Annotated in this window: 14 protein-coding genes; 1 reads left to right on the forward strand and 13 read right to left on the reverse strand. The window is 63.7% G+C overall.

Annotated features, from left to right (window positions below; genetic code table 11):
* Window positions 1-163: 163 nt before the first annotated feature.
* The 13 genes from asd to QTI05_RS14495 form a co-directional block, all read right to left on the reverse strand.
* Window positions 164-1,306, reverse strand: a complete 1,143-nt coding sequence (gene asd / locus QTI05_RS14435; RefSeq protein WP_286621901.1) for an aspartate-semialdehyde dehydrogenase — start codon at window positions 1,304-1,306, stop codon at window positions 164-166.
* A gap of 88 nt (window positions 1,307-1,394) precedes the next feature.
* Window positions 1,395-2,483, reverse strand: a complete 1,089-nt coding sequence (gene leuB / locus QTI05_RS14440; protein ID WP_286545559.1) for a 3-isopropylmalate dehydrogenase — start codon at window positions 2,481-2,483, stop codon at window positions 1,395-1,397.
* A gap of 29 nt (window positions 2,484-2,512) precedes the next feature.
* On the reverse strand, window positions 2,513-3,163 hold the full coding sequence (gene leuD, locus QTI05_RS14445; protein WP_286545560.1) for a 3-isopropylmalate dehydratase small subunit: 651 nt from the start codon (window positions 3,161-3,163) through the stop codon (window positions 2,513-2,515).
* A 17-nt stretch (window positions 3,164-3,180) separates the two neighbouring features.
* Window positions 3,181-4,602, reverse strand: coding sequence for a 3-isopropylmalate dehydratase large subunit (leuC, locus tag QTI05_RS14450; protein ID WP_286545561.1), 1,422 nt, complete (start codon window positions 4,600-4,602; stop codon window positions 3,181-3,183).
* Window positions 4,603-4,638: 36 nt separating this feature from the next.
* Window positions 4,639-5,595 carry a LysR family transcriptional regulator gene (locus tag QTI05_RS14455; RefSeq protein ID WP_286621903.1) on the reverse strand — a complete coding sequence of 319 codons (957 nt, stop codon included), beginning with the start codon at window positions 5,593-5,595 and terminating at the stop codon, window positions 4,639-4,641.
* Window positions 5,596-5,749: 154 nt separating this feature from the next.
* The gene (locus tag QTI05_RS14460; RefSeq protein WP_286545563.1) at window positions 5,750-5,890 is read right to left on the reverse strand and encodes an entericidin A/B family lipoprotein; all 141 of its coding nucleotides are present in this window, start codon (window positions 5,888-5,890) and stop codon (window positions 5,750-5,752) included.
* A 151-nt stretch (window positions 5,891-6,041) separates the two neighbouring features.
* Entirely contained in the window at window positions 6,042-7,352 is a 1,311-nt protein-coding gene (gltA, locus tag QTI05_RS14465) for a citrate synthase (protein ID WP_286545564.1), read from the reverse strand.
* Window positions 7,353-7,404: 52 nt separating this feature from the next.
* Entirely contained in the window at window positions 7,405-7,683 is a 279-nt protein-coding gene (locus tag QTI05_RS14470) for an FAD assembly factor SdhE (protein WP_286545565.1), read from the reverse strand.
* 13 nt (window positions 7,684-7,696) lie between these two features.
* Entirely contained in the window at window positions 7,697-8,398 is a 702-nt protein-coding gene (locus QTI05_RS14475) for a succinate dehydrogenase iron-sulfur subunit (protein ID WP_286545566.1), read from the reverse strand.
* Between the two features lie 22 nt (window positions 8,399-8,420).
* Window positions 8,421-10,229 carry a succinate dehydrogenase flavoprotein subunit gene (gene sdhA / locus QTI05_RS14480; protein ID WP_286621907.1) on the reverse strand — a complete coding sequence of 603 codons (1,809 nt, stop codon included), beginning with the start codon at window positions 10,227-10,229 and terminating at the stop codon, window positions 8,421-8,423.
* Between the two features lie 4 nt (window positions 10,230-10,233).
* Window positions 10,234-10,599 carry a succinate dehydrogenase, hydrophobic membrane anchor protein gene (gene sdhD / locus QTI05_RS14485; RefSeq protein WP_286545568.1) on the reverse strand — a complete coding sequence of 122 codons (366 nt, stop codon included), beginning with the start codon at window positions 10,597-10,599 and terminating at the stop codon, window positions 10,234-10,236.
* A 13-nt stretch (window positions 10,600-10,612) separates the two neighbouring features.
* Entirely contained in the window at window positions 10,613-11,059 is a 447-nt protein-coding gene (gene sdhC / locus QTI05_RS14490) for a succinate dehydrogenase, cytochrome b556 subunit (protein ID WP_286545569.1), read from the reverse strand.
* Window positions 11,060-11,259: 200 nt separating this feature from the next.
* Window positions 11,260-11,994 (reverse strand): GntR family transcriptional regulator, encoded by a 735-nt coding sequence (locus QTI05_RS14495; RefSeq protein WP_286545570.1) that lies wholly within the window; start codon window positions 11,992-11,994, stop codon window positions 11,260-11,262.
* 191 nt (window positions 11,995-12,185) lie between these two features.
* On the opposite strand from QTI05_RS14495, the gene QTI05_RS14500 reads away from it, so the two are divergent.
* On the forward strand, window positions 12,186-13,175 hold the full coding sequence (locus QTI05_RS14500; protein ID WP_286545571.1) for a malate dehydrogenase: 990 nt from the start codon (window positions 12,186-12,188) through the stop codon (window positions 13,173-13,175).
* The last annotated feature ends 12 nt before the right edge of the window (window positions 13,176-13,187 follow it).

The raw sequence follows: 13,187 nt of genomic DNA on the forward strand, positions 1-13,187 counted from the left end.
GATAGGGGGCGCCGTGGCCCAAAAGTGTAAGAGGACGTTAACATCAACCTCCCTGGGTGACAAGGCAACAAGGCAGTTCTAACCAGTGCGTACCAACTTCGACACGCTTTGGGTGTTGCTGCTTGGCAACGACCGGCGCCCAAAACAGGCGCCGGCGGTGTAATCAGGCCTCCAGCAGGATCCGCAGCATGCGGCGCAGCGGCTCTGCCGCACCCCACAGCAACTGATCGCCGATGGTGAAGGCGCCGACGTATTCCGGCCCCATCGCCAGCTTGCGGATGCGGCCGACCGGGATGTCCATGGTGCCGGTGACGGCCACCGGCGTCAGTTGCTGGACGCTCGCTTCGCGCGTGTTCGGAACCACCTTGGCCCAGGCGTTGTCGGCCGCGATCAGCGCCTCGATGTCGGCGACCGGCACATCCTTCTTGAGCTTGAAGGTCAGCGCTTGGCTGTGGCAGCGCATCGCGCCGATGCGCACACAGAAACCGTCGACAGGAGTCGGTGCCGTGCCGAAGCCGGGGCCCTGGCCGAGGATCTTGTTGGTCTCGGCGCCGCCCTTCCATTCTTCCTTGGACATCCCGTCGCCCAGATCCTTGTCGATCCAGGGGATCAGCGAGCCGCCGAGCGGTGCGCCGAAGTTCGCGATTTCCGCAGTCGACAGGCCCTGTTGCTTGGCCAGCACCTTCCGGTCGATCTCGAGGATGGCCGACTTCGGGTCGTCCAGCAACGCGCGCACCTCGGCGTTCAGCGTGCCGAACTGGGTGAGCAACTCGCGCATGTGCTGCGCACCGCCGCCCGATGCGGCCTGGTAGGTCATGCTGGTCATCCATTCGACCAGGCCGGCCTTGTAGAGCGCGCCGACGCCCATCAGCATGCAGCTCACGGTGCAGTTGCCGCCGATCCAGTTCTTGCCGCCCTTGGCCAGTGCGGTCTGGATCACAGGGAGATTGACCGGGTCGAGCACGATGATCGCGTCGTCGTTCATGCGCAGCGTCGAGGCCGCGTCGATCCAGTGGCCGTTCCAGCCGGCGGCACGCAGCTTGGGGAAGACTTCGCTGGTGTAGTCGCCGCCCTGGGCCGTGATGACGATGTCGCACTTCTTGAGCGCGTCGATGTCGTGCGCATCCTTCAGCGTGGTCTCGTTCTTCGCCATCGCAGGGGCCTTGCCGCCCGCGTTGGAAGTCGAGAAGAACATCGGTTCGATAAGTCCGAAGTCGTTTTCAGCCTGCATGCGGTCCATCAGGACCGAGCCGACCATGCCACGCCAGCCGACCAGGCCGACCAGGGGTTGAGATGCGTACGCCATTTGAATTGCCCTCGTGAAAAAAGAAAAAGTTGTCTTCTTTGAGCCCGGCTCGTCGAGCCGGGGAGGGGCGTGACGAATCGGGCTGCGGTTAGCCGGTAATCGTCTTTTTGGTGATTGCTGCGACGACCGCGTCACCCATTTCGCGGGTGCCGACGCGCTTCGTGCCTTCCGACCAGATGTCGCCAGTGCGCAAGCCGGAGGCGAGCACCGACTTGACCGCCGACTCGATACGGTCGGCAGCTTCGGGTTGGTTGAGGGAAAAGCGGAGCATCATGGCAGCGGACAGGATTGTAGCCAAAGGATTCGCAACCCCTTGGCCGGCAATGTCGGGCGCGCTGCCGTGGCTGGGCTCGTAGAGGCCCTGGTTGCTGGAATTCAGCGAAGCCGAGGGCAACATGCCGATCGAGCCGGTCAGCATCGCCGCCTCGTCCGAGAGGATGTCGCCGAACATGTTGCCCGTGACCACCACGTCGAATTTCTTCGGCGCCTTCACGAGCTGCATCGCGGCGTTGTCGACGTACATGTGGTCGAGCTCGACGTCCGGGTACTCCTTGCCGACCTCGGTGACGATGTCCTTCCAGAACTGGAAGGTTTCCAGCACATTGGCCTTGTCGACGCTGGTCACGCGCTTGCTGCGCTTGCGGGCGGCCTGGAACGCGACGTGCGCAATGCGCTCGACCTCGGGGCGCGAATAGCGCATCGTGTCGAAGGCTTCCTCGGCGCCCGGAAAGTGGCCGTCGACCGCAGTGCGGCGACCGCGCGGCTGGCCGAAATAGATGTCGCCGGTCAGTTCGCGAATGATCAGGATGTCGAGGCCCGAAATCAGTTCGGGCTTGAGGCTCGACGCGCCGACCAGTTGCTCGTAGCAGATCGCCGGACGGAAATTCGCGAACAGGCCAAGATTCTTGCGCAGGCCCAGGATGGCCTGCTCGGGGCGCAGCGGGCGGTCGAGCTTGTCGTACTTCCAGTCGCCCACCGCACCGAACAGCACCGCGTCGGATTCCTTGGCGAGCTTGAGCGTGGCTTCGGGCAGCGGGTGGCCGTGCGCCTCGTAGGCGGCACCGCCGACCAGCGCGGTTTCCATTTCGAACTGGAGGTCGAGCGCGTCGAGCACGCGGATCGCCTCGGCGACGATTTCGGTACCGATGCCATCACCGGGAAGGACTGCAATTTTCATGAGATCAGTTGGTCTTGTTGTTGAAGGGTTCAGCCCACCATGGTGTGCGCGAGCCAGGGCTTCGTGGCCAGGCGTTCGGTTTCGAAGGACTTGATCTTGTCCTTGTGGCGCAGCGTGAGGCCGATGTCGTCGAGCCCGTTGATCAGGCAGTACTTGCGAAAGGCCTGAACCTCGAACGGGAGCTCCACACCATCGGGCTTGATCACCACCTGCCGCTCGAGATCGATCGTGAGCGAGTAGCCCGGAAACGCGAAGGTTTCGTCGAACAGTTGCGCGACCTGTGCTTCGGGCAGCACGATCGGCAGCAAGCCGTTCTTGAAGCTGTTGTTGAAGAAGATGTCGGCATAACTCGGCGCGATGATCGCGCGAAAGCCGTACTGGTCGAGCGCCCACGGCGCGTGTTCGCGCGACGAGCCGCAGCCGAAGTTCCGGCGCGCGAGCAGCACCGAGGCGCCGGCGTAGCGCGGCTGGTTCAGCACGAAGTCGGGGTTCGGCTTGCGGCTGGCCGGATCCTGCCCCGGCTCGCCCGGATCGAGGTAACGCCACGCGTCGAACAGGTTCTGGCCGAACCCGGTCTTGTGGATCGACTTGAGGAACTGCTTCGGGATGATCGCGTCGGTGTCGACGTTCTCGCGATCCATCGGGGCGACGAGGCCCTTGTGCACGGTGAATTTCTGCATGGTGTGTGGCTCCGGGTTCAGGCAAAAGTTCGGACGTCGACGAAATGGCCGTGCACGGCGGCGGCAGCCGCCATGGCCGGGCTCACCAGATGCGTGCGGCCACCCGCGCCCTGGCGGCCTTCGAAGTTGCGGTTGCTGGTCGAGGCGCAACGCTCGCCGGGCTCGAGCCGGTCGGCGTTCATCGCCAGGCACATCGAGCATCCCGGTTCGCGCCATTCGAAACCGGCGGCCTTGAAGATCTGGTCGAGACCTTCACGCTCTGCCTGCTCCTTCACGAGGCCCGAACCCGGCACCACCATCGCGAGCTTGACGTTCTTCGCGACTTTCTGGCCCAGCTTCTTCACGACCGCCGCAGCTTCGCGCATGTCTTCGATGCGCGAGTTGGTACAGGAACCGATGAACACCTTGTCGATGAAGATGTCGTTCATCGGCTTGTTGGGTTCGAGGCCCATGTAGGTCAGCGCGCGTTCGATGGCGCCACGCTTGTTGGCGTCTTTTTCCTTGTCGGGATCGGGCACGCGGCCGTTGATGTCGGTCACCATTTCGGGCGAGGTGCCCCAGGTCACTTGCGGTTGGATCTGCGTGGCGTCGAGTTCGACCACCAGATCGAAGTGCGCCCCGGGGTCGGACTGCAGCGTCTGCCAGTAGGCGACGGCCTGATCCCACTCGACCCCGGTCGGCGCGAACGGACGGCCCTTCACGTACGCGATGGTCTTGCTGTCGACCGCCACGAGACCGGCGCGCGCGCCGGCTTCGATCGCCATGTTGCACACCGTCATGCGACCTTCCATGCTGAGGTCGCGAATGGCCGAGCCGGCGAACTCGATGGTGTAGCCGGTGCCGCCCGCGGTGCCGATCCTGCCGATGATCGCCAGCACGATGTCCTTGGCGGTGCAGCCAAGCGGCAACTTGCCTTCGACCTTGACGAGCAGGTTCTTTGCCTTTTTGGCGAGCAGCGTCTGCGTTGCCATCACATGCTCGACCTCGCTCGTGCCGATGCCATGCGCGAGCGCGCCGAACGCGCCGTGCGTGGAGGTGTGCGAGTCGCCGCAGACAACGGTCATGCCCGGCAGCGTGGCGCCGGACTCGGGGCCGATCACATGCACGATGCCCTGGCGCTTGGAGAGGAACGGAAAGAACGCCGCCGCGCCGAATTCGGCGATGTTGTGATCCAGCGTCGTGACCTGTTCCTTGCTGGTCGGGTCGGTGATGCCGTCGTAGCCGCGCTCCCAGCCGGTGGTCGGCGTGTTGTGGTCAGCGGTGGCCACCACCGAGCTGATGCGCCACAGCTTGCGACCGGCCACGCGCAGGCCCTCGAAGGCTTGCGGGCTGGTCACTTCGTGAACCAGATGGCGGTCAATGTAGAGGATCGAGGTGCCGTCGTCCTCGGTGTGGACGACGTGTTCGTCCCAGAGCTTGTCGTAGAGCGTGCGTGCCATGGTCTGTCTTTCGTGGGGAGGTGATTGTCTTGTGTTTCAGGCCGCCATTTCGGCCGGCTCGCTGGCCGCCGCGGCACCCGAGGCCTGCAGGTGCGACACCAGCGTGCGCGCAGCCACCGGCAGCGTGGAAAAGTCGCGCGCGACCAGGCGGATCTCGCGCTGCGCCCAGGCGTCGGCGAGCGTCACGCTGGTGAGCCGGCGGCCGATGCCGCCGCGCATCAGTTCGAAGGCCCGGTTCGGCATCACGCCGATGCCGAGGCCGTTTTCGATCATGCGGCACATGGCGTCGAGGCCGGTCACATGGATGCGCAGCTTGATCGTGCGCCCGGCGTCCAGCGCGGCCTGGCGTGTGGCCACGTAGATCGAACTGTTGGTGTGGAGTCCGACGTGGTCGTACTCGAGCGATTCGACGAAGTCGATTCCGCCCTTTCCGGACAGGGCATGGCCCGCCGGCACGATGAGCACCAGATGGTCATGGCGGTAGGGCAGGCTCTGGAGCTCGTTGCCGCCGTCTGTTGCATGGCAGATCCCGAGGTCGGCTGCGCCCTCCTGCACGGCACGCAGCACTTCGCTACTGAGGTGCTCTTCCAGGTCGATCTTGATCGCCTCGTGCCCGCGCCGGAAGGCGCCGAGGTCTTCGGGCAGGAACTGCACGATCGCCGAAATGTTCGCATGCACCCGCACATGGCCGCGCACGCCGTCGGCGTACTCGCTGAGCTCGCCTTGCATCTTCTCGAGGCTGTAGAGCACCGAGCGGGCATGGTGCAGCAGGCTTTCGCCGGCCGGAGTGAGGTCGACGCCGCGCGTGTGGCGATAGAGCAGGGGCGTGGCGAGCGTGGCCTCCAGATCCGAAAGCCGCTTGCTCACGGCCGACGCCGCGATGAACTCCCGCTCGGCTGCGCGCCCGATGCTGCCGAGTTCGCACACCGCCACGAAGAGTTGCAGCGAAGTGAGGTCGATCCGGCGGGCGAAACTGCGTTCGGAGGTGGTCAAGGGGTTCAAGTCATCGCAAGAGGCGATGAAAGCGAACGCAATTGTCCTCTAGGAGGGGTTGCTCTGCCATCGTGATCCGAGATGGCACTGTTGCTGTCTCAAGATGAAAAAAGCGGGCCGGAGCCCGCTTTTCCCGAGTGCACAGGCCTTTGCCTTACTTCTTCTTGTCGGCGGCGTTTTCCATCTTCTGGCCGGCGTTCTGAACGTCCTGGCCTGCGCCCTTCACGGTGTTGCAGCCGGCCAGCGGAACGGCGAAAGCGAAAGTGACGGCAATCATTGCAGCGATTTTTTTCATGGCGAACTCCTTGGGGGCAGGTGGTTGAAAGCTGTAGGCTACGCAGCAGGTGGCACGCATCGTGTCAGTCAAAACGCAAAAAGGCTGCCCGAAGGCAGCCTTTTGACGCGTGGGCGCAGCGGGTGTGCTGCCGGCGCTCAGCGCTCAGCGCTCAGCGCTTGGCGAGGGGCTGTACGTCGCGCTTGACCGAGCCTTCGAACAGCTGGCGCGGGCGGCCGATCTTGTATTCCGGGTCGCCGATCATTTCGTTCAGCTGGGCGATCCAGCCGACCGTGCGCGCAAGGGCGAACACCGCGGTGAACAGCGGCACCGGGATGCCGATGGCGCGCTGCACGATGCCCGAGTAGAAGTCGACGTTCGGGTAGAGCTTGCGCGAGACGAAGTATTCGTCTTCCAGTGCGATCTTTTCGAGCGCCATGGCCAGCTTGAACATCGGGTCGTTTTCCAGGCCCAGTTCGGCCAGCACTTCCTTGCAGGTTTCCTGCATGAGCTTGGCGCGCGGGTCGTAGTTCTTGTAGACGCGGTGCCCGAAGCCCATCAGCTTGACGGTCGAGTTCTTGTCCTTGACCTGCTTGATGAACTCGCCGATCTTCTCGACGCCGCCGGCCTTCTGGATGTCGCCCAGCATGTTGAGCGCCGCTTCGTTGGCGCCGCCGTGGGCCGGGCCCCAGAGGCAGGCCACACCGGCTGCGATGGCCGCGAACGGATTGGTGCCCGACGAGCCGCACAGGCGCACGGTCGAGGTCGATGCGTTCTGTTCGTGGTCGGCGTGCAGGATGAAGATGCGGTCGAGCGCGCGCTCGAGCACCGGGCTCACCTTGTACTCTTCGCACGGCGTGGCGAACATCATGTGCAGGAAGTTGCCCGCATAGCCCAGGTCGTTCTTCGGGTACATGTACGGCTGGCCGACCGTGTACTTGTACGTCATCGCGACGAGCGTCGGCATCTTCGCGATCAGGCGGATCGCGGCGATCTCGCGGTGCTTCGGATTGTTGATGTCCGTGCTGTCGTGATAGAAGGCCGACAGCGCGCCGACCAGGCCGGTCATGACCGCCATCGGATGCGCATCGCGACGGAAGCCGCGCAGGAAGAACTGCATCTGCTCGTTGACCATCGTGTGGTTGGTCACGAGCTTGGTGAAGTCACCCTTTTGCGTTGCGTTCGGCAGTTCGCCGTACAGCAGCAGGTGGCAGGTTTCGAGAAAGTCGCAGTTGGTGGCGAGTTGCTCGATCGGGTAGCCGCGGTACAGCAATTCGCCCTTGTCGCCATCGATGTACGTGATGGCCGACTGGCACGAAGCGGTCGACATGAAGCCGGGGTCGTAGGTGAACATGCCGGTCTGCGCGTAGAGCTTGCGGATGTCGATGACATCAGGGCCCAGCGAGCCCTTGTAGATCGGCAGATCGACGTTGTCCGTGCCGTTGCTGAACGACAGCGTGGCCTTGGTGTCGGAGGCTTTCATTTCGACTTTCTTTCTAAATGGATGTTCGGGAAGACAGGAAACCAGCGCGCGCTTAAACGCGCAGAAGACGCAACAGATCGACCACGCCCGCCCCGGCCAATGCAGGCTCGGGCTCCTTTCGCCTCAGGAGCAAATCGAGCAGATCGGGATCCGAGAGATCCATCAGCGTCTCCATGGCCCGCGCCTGCCCGACGGTCAAGCGAGATTCATGCCGTTCGAAGAAGCGGGCGATGAACAGGTCGTTTTCCAGCAAACCGCGCCGACAACGCCATTTCAGCTTGCTCAGCGCGCGAACGCCGAGCGGCTCGTCGGGGGTGTCGGTGGCTTGCATGAGGCTCAAAAGGTCAGATCGCGCGGCGAACCATGAGTTCTTTGATCTTGCCGATCGCCTTGGTCGGGTTCAGGTTCTTCGGGCACACGTCGACGCAATTCATGATCGTGTGGCAGCGGAACAGGCGGTACGGGTCTTCGAGGTTGTCCAGGCGCTCGGCGGTGGCTTCGTCGCGGCTGTCGGCGATGAAGCGATAGGCCTGCAGCAGGCCGGCCGGGCCGACGAACTTGTCGGGATTCCACCAGAAGCTCGGGCAGCTCGTGGAGCAGCTCGCGCACAGGATGCATTCGTAGAGGCCGTCGAGCTCCTCGCGCTCCTCGGGGCTTTGCAGGCGTTCCTTTTCGGGCGGCACCGTGTCGTTCTGCAGGTACGGCTTGATCGAGTTGTACTGCTTGAAGAACTGCGTCATGTCGACGATCAGGTCGCGGATCACGGGCAGGCCCGGCAGCGGCTTCAGCACGATCGTGCCCTTGAGCGTGAGCATGTTGGTCAGGCAGGCGAGGCCGTTCTTGCCGTTGATGTTCATCGCATCGGAACCGCATACGCCTTCGCGGCACGAGCGGCGGAACGACAGCGTCGGGTCTTGCGCCTTGAGCTTCATCAGCGCGTCGAGCAGCATGCGTTCATGGCCGTCGAGTTCGATCTCGATGGTCTGCATGTAGGGCTTGGCGTCCTTGTCCGGGTCGTAGCGGTAGATCTGGAATGTGCGCTTCATCGTGTTGACCTTGTAAATATTCTCAGAACGTCCGGACTTTGGGCGGCACGGATGCGACCGTCAGCGGCTTGAGCTTGACCGGCTTGTACGACAGCCGGTTGTCGGCGCTGTGCCAGAGCGTGTGCTTCATCCAGTTGGCGTCGTCGCGGCCGAGCGGTGCGACCGGATCGTCGGCCGGGCGTTCGTAGTCTTCGACCGTGTGGGCACCGCGGCATTCCTTGCGGGCCGCTGCCGAGACCATCGTGGCCTGCGCCACTTCGATCAGGTTGTCGACTTCGAGCGCTTCGATGCGCGCGGTGTTGAACACGCGCGATTTGTCTTTCAGCGTGATGGCGGCCACGCGCTCGCGCATCGCGGCAATCTTGACCACGCCTTCGTCCATCGACGCCTGTTTGCGGAACACGGCGGCATGCTGTTGCATGACAGCACGGATCTCGTTGGCCACGTCCTGCGCATACTCGCCCGAGGTCGAGTTCTCGAGCTGGTTCAGGCGCTCCAGCGAGCGGTCGGCCGCATTGGCCGGCAGCGGCTTGTGTTCCTTCAGCTTGTCGTTGAATTCGACGATGTGGTTGCCGGCCGCCTTGCCGAACACCAGCAGGTCGAGCAGCGAGTTGGTGCCGAGCCGGTTGGCGCCGTGCACGCTCACGCAGGAGCACTCGCCGACGGCGTAGAGGCCATCGATCACCACGCTGTGCTCTTCGCCCTTTTGAATGACGACCTGGCCGTTGATGTTGGTCGGGATGCCACCCATCTGGTAGTGGATGGTCGGCACCACCGGGATCGGCTCCTTGGTGACGTCGACGTTGGCGAAGTTGATGCCGATCTCGTACACCGAAGGCAGGCGTTTGTGGATGGTCTCGGCGCCGAGATGGTCCAGCTTCATGTGGATGTAGTCCTTGTTCGGACCGCAGCCGCGACCTTCCTTGATTTCCTGGTCCATCGAGCGGGACACGAAGTCGCGCGGCGCCAGATCCTTCATGGTCGGCGCGTAGCGTTCCATGAAGCGCTCGCCATTGCTGTTCAGCAGGATGGCGCCTTCGCCGCGGCAGCCTTCGGTCAGCAGCACGCCGGCGCCGGCCACGCCGGTCGGGTGGAACTGCCAGAACTCCATGTCCTGCAGCGGAATGCCCGAGCGGGCTGCCATGCCGAGGCCGTCACCGGTGTTGATGAAGGCGTTGGTCGAGGCCTGGAAGATGCGGCCGGCACCACCGGTGGCCAGCAGCACTGTCTTGGCCTGCAGGATGTGCAGGTCGCCGGTTTCCATTTCGAGCGCGGTCACGCCGACCACGCCGCCTTCGTCGTCACGGATCAGGTCGAGTGCCATCCATTCGACGAAGAACTGGGTGCGCGCTTCCACGTTCTTCTGGTAGAGCGTGTGCAGCATCGCGTGGCCAGTGCGGTCGGCCGCGGCGCATGCGCGTTGCACCGGCTTTTCACCGTAGTTGGCAGTGTGGCCGCCGAACGGACGCTGGTAGATGGTGCCGTCGGGATTGCGGTCGAACGGCATGCCGAAGTGTTCGAGCTCGTACACCACCTTGGGTGCTTCGCGGCACATGAACTCGATCGCGTCCTGGTCGCCGAGCCAGTCGGAGCCCTTGATGGTGTCGTAGAAATGGTAGTGCCAGTTGTCCTCGCTCATGTTGCCGAGCGAGGCGCCGATTCCGCCCTGGGCCGCCACCGTGTGCGAGCGCGTCGGGAACACCTTGGAGAGCACGGCCACGTTGAGGCCAGCGCGCGCCAGCTGCAGCGAGGCACGCATGCCCGAGCCGCCCGCACCGACGATGACAACGTCGAACTTGCGCTTGGTGATTTGTTCTTTCGAATACGTCATGGGGTCACAGTCTCCAGAGCACTTGAATGGCCCAACCCGCGCAACCGACAAGCCAGACGATGGTGAAAATTTGAAGGGCGAGGCGAATGCCGACGGGCTGGACGTAGTCCATCCAGACGTCGCGCATGCCGACCCACACGTGGTACAGAAGGGAGACGATCACTGCGAAGGTCAGCACCTTCATCCACTGTGCCGAGAAGATGCCGGCCCAGGTGTCGTAGCCGATCGGACCACGAGAGAACAGCACCTGGCCCAGCAGGATCAGGGTGAAGAGCGCCATCAGGCCGCCCGTGATGCGCTGGCTGAGCCAGTCGCGAAGACCGTAGTGCGCGCCAACGACGATGCGCTTTGTGCCGTAGTTCACTGCCATGGTGTGGTGCTCCTCAGTACGCGCCGAACAGCTTGAGGCCGAGGGCAATGGTCAATACGACGCTGAGCCCCAGCGTGACGATGGCGGAGGTGTGGCCGAACTCCTTGGTGACGGCGGCGTGGCTCATGTCCATCCACAAATGGCGCAGGCCCGCGATGAAGTGGTGCAGGTAGGCCCAGATCAGCGCAAGCGCGACGAGCTTGATCAGCACGCCAGGAACGAAACCAAGGCCGCTGTTGAACGCGCCCTTGAATCTTTCGAAGGAAATTTCGGAGCTGATCGAGGTGTCGAACATCCAGATGATGAACGGCAGCAGCAGGAACATCAGCACACCGCTGACGCGGTGCAGGATCGACACGATGCCGGCCGGCGGCAGCCGGTAGGTGGTCAGATCGGTGATCGCGTTGATGTTGCGGAATTCGCGGCGCGGCGGCCGGGGCGGAGTGGCAAGCTCGGTCATGGGGAGATGGCTTTCGTAGCTTTTTCGAGCGGGATGGCTTGTTCTTTGACGGAAATGCAAACAACGCAAAATTCTATTGCAATGCACCATGGCACAGCACCGGCGTGCGCTTCATCGCAGCGCATCGCTCGGGTGCTATGACTTCGATAGCGGATGGCGACCGTCGCACGGGCGATGCAGCTTGATTTGCATTGATGATTTCATCCAAGTTCGTTCCGGTAGTGGTGCGTGTCGGTACGGTAGAGGCCGCGTCGCAGTTCCATGGGCGTGTCGTGGTAGGTGTGGGCCACGCGCTCGACGCTCAGCAAGGGCGTGGCATTCGTGACTTGCAGCAGTGCCGCCTGCGCCGTATCGGGCAGCACGGCGCGGATCTTTTCCTCGGCCCGCACCATGCGCACGCCGAACTCGGTTTCGAACAGCGAATACATCGGGCCGCGCCATCCGGTGAGCCGCTCGGCCGTGAGGCCTTTGAAGGGCGTGCCCGGCAGCCACAGGTCTTCCAGGATGGTTGGCACACCGTGGTAGGCGAGCACGCGCCGAACCTGCAGCACCGCGTCGCCGGTGCGCAGCGACAGGGCCCTGGCCACATCGGCCGCAGCGCGCAGGCGTTTGCAGTCGACGATGGTGCGCTCGGCCGGGCCGTCGCTGTCGAGGTCGCCGCTGTCGGGCACCAGCTTCAGGAAACGGTATTGCACATGCTGCTCGGCATGTGTCGCAACGAAGGTGCCCTTGCCCTGGCGCCGCACCACGATGTTTTCGGCGGCCAGTTCGTCGATGGCCTTGCGCACCGTGCCCTGGCTCACGCGGAAGCGCGCGGCCAGTTCGATCTCGCTGGGGATCGGCTCGCCCGGCTTCCATTCGCCCGCCTGCAGGCTTTGCAGGATCAATGCCTTGATCTGCTGGTAGAGCGGACTGAACGAGGGTGTCGGCGACATCGGGGCGTGGGCAGGGTGCTGAGCACTGGGGAATGCCCCCTATCTTATATAAGACATAAGACTTCCGCCATCGAAAGCGCGATTCGGCATAAAATGTCCGCCGGTTTTGCGTGCGGGCCAGCGGCCCGGCAAGGCTCGCGGAGGCCGCGGGCGCGCACCCACTCTTTTTCATCACCTTCTGGAGTTTCCCCATGAGCAAAAAGCCCGTTCGCGTTGCCGTCACCGGTGCCGCCGGTCAAATCGGTTATGCCCTGCTGTTCCGCATCGCTTCGGGCGAAATGCTCGGGAAAGACCAGCCGGTCATCCTGCAACTGCTCGAAGTGCCGGTCGAAGGCCCGCAAAAAGCGCTCAAGGGCGTGATGATGGAGCTCGACGACTGCGCCTTCCCGCTGCTGGTCGGCATGGAAGCGCACAGCGATCCGATGACCGCCTTCAAGGACGTCGACTACGCCCTCTTGGTCGGTTCGCGTCCGCGTGGCCCGGGCATGGAACGCGCCGAACTGCTGGCCGTCAATGGCGCCATCTTCACGGCGCAGGGCAAGGCCCTCAACGCCGTTGCCAGCCGCAACGTCAAGGTGCTGGTGGTGGGCAACCCGGCCAACACCAACGCCTACATCGCCATGAAGAGCGCGCCGGATCTGCCGCGCAAGAACTTCACCGCCATGCTGCGCCTCGACCACAACCGCGCGGCCAGCCAACTCGCAGCCAAGACCGGCAAGGCCGTGGCCGACATCGAGAAGCTCACCGTCTGGGGCAACCACTCGCCCACGATGTATGCCGACTACCGCTTCGCCACCATCAACGGCGAGAGCGTCGCCAAGATGATCAACGACCAGGAATGGAACGCCAACACCTTCCTGCCGACCGTCGGCAAGCGCGGCGCCGCGATCATCGAAGCGCGGGGCCTGTCGTCGGCTGCCTCGGCGGCCAACGCCGCCATCGACCACATGCGCGACTGGGCCCTCGGCACCAACGGCAAGTGGGTCACGATGGGCATCCCGTCGGACGGCCAGTACGGCATTCCGAAGGACGTGATGTTCGGCTTCCCGGTGACCTGTGAAGGTGGCGAATACAAGCTCGTCGAAGGCCTCGAGATCGACGCATTCAGCCAGGAACGCATCGACAAGACGCTCAAGGAACTGACCGACGAGCAGGCCGGCGTGGCCCACCTGATCAAGTAAGCACCTCCTGCC

This window comes from Variovorax fucosicus (genome assembly GCF_030316825.1).
In the GTDB taxonomy this organism is placed as follows: domain Bacteria; phylum Pseudomonadota; class Gammaproteobacteria; order Burkholderiales; family Burkholderiaceae_C; genus Variovorax; species Variovorax fucosicus.

What these genes read in the sequence shown, in the direction of transcription:
- asd (WP_286621901.1), bottom strand. Translation starts at nt 1,306, where the DNA reads ATGGCGTACGCATCTCAACCCCTGGTCGGCCTGGTCGGCTGGCGTGGC.
- leuB (WP_286545559.1), bottom strand. Translation starts at nt 2,483, where the DNA reads ATGAAAATTGCAGTCCTTCCCGGTGATGGCATCGGTACCGAAATCGTC.
- leuD (WP_286545560.1), bottom strand. Translation starts at nt 3,163, where the DNA reads ATGCAGAAATTCACCGTGCACAAGGGCCTCGTCGCCCCGATGGATCGC.
- leuC (WP_286545561.1), bottom strand. Translation starts at nt 4,602, where the DNA reads ATGGCACGCACGCTCTACGACAAGCTCTGGGACGAACACGTCGTCCAC.
- QTI05_RS14460 (WP_286545563.1), bottom strand. Translation starts at nt 5,890, where the DNA reads ATGAAAAAAATCGCTGCAATGATTGCCGTCACTTTCGCTTTCGCCGTT.
- gltA (WP_286545564.1), bottom strand. Translation starts at nt 7,352, where the DNA reads ATGAAAGCCTCCGACACCAAGGCCACGCTGTCGTTCAGCAACGGCACG.
- QTI05_RS14470 (WP_286545565.1), bottom strand. Translation starts at nt 7,683, where the DNA reads ATGCAAGCCACCGACACCCCCGACGAGCCGCTCGGCGTTCGCGCGCTG.
- QTI05_RS14475 (WP_286545566.1), bottom strand. Translation starts at nt 8,398, where the DNA reads ATGAAGCGCACATTCCAGATCTACCGCTACGACCCGGACAAGGACGCC.
- sdhA (WP_286621907.1), bottom strand. Translation starts at nt 10,229, where the DNA reads ATGACGTATTCGAAAGAACAAATCACCAAGCGCAAGTTCGACGTTGTC.
- sdhD (WP_286545568.1), bottom strand. Translation starts at nt 10,599, where the DNA reads ATGGCAGTGAACTACGGCACAAAGCGCATCGTCGTTGGCGCGCACTAC.
- sdhC (WP_286545569.1), bottom strand. Translation starts at nt 11,059, where the DNA reads ATGACCGAGCTTGCCACTCCGCCCCGGCCGCCGCGCCGCGAATTCCGC.
- QTI05_RS14495 (WP_286545570.1), bottom strand. Translation starts at nt 11,994, where the DNA reads ATGTCGCCGACACCCTCGTTCAGTCCGCTCTACCAGCAGATCAAGGCA.
- QTI05_RS14500 (WP_286545571.1), top strand. Translation starts at nt 12,186, where the DNA reads ATGAGCAAAAAGCCCGTTCGCGTTGCCGTCACCGGTGCCGCCGGTCAA.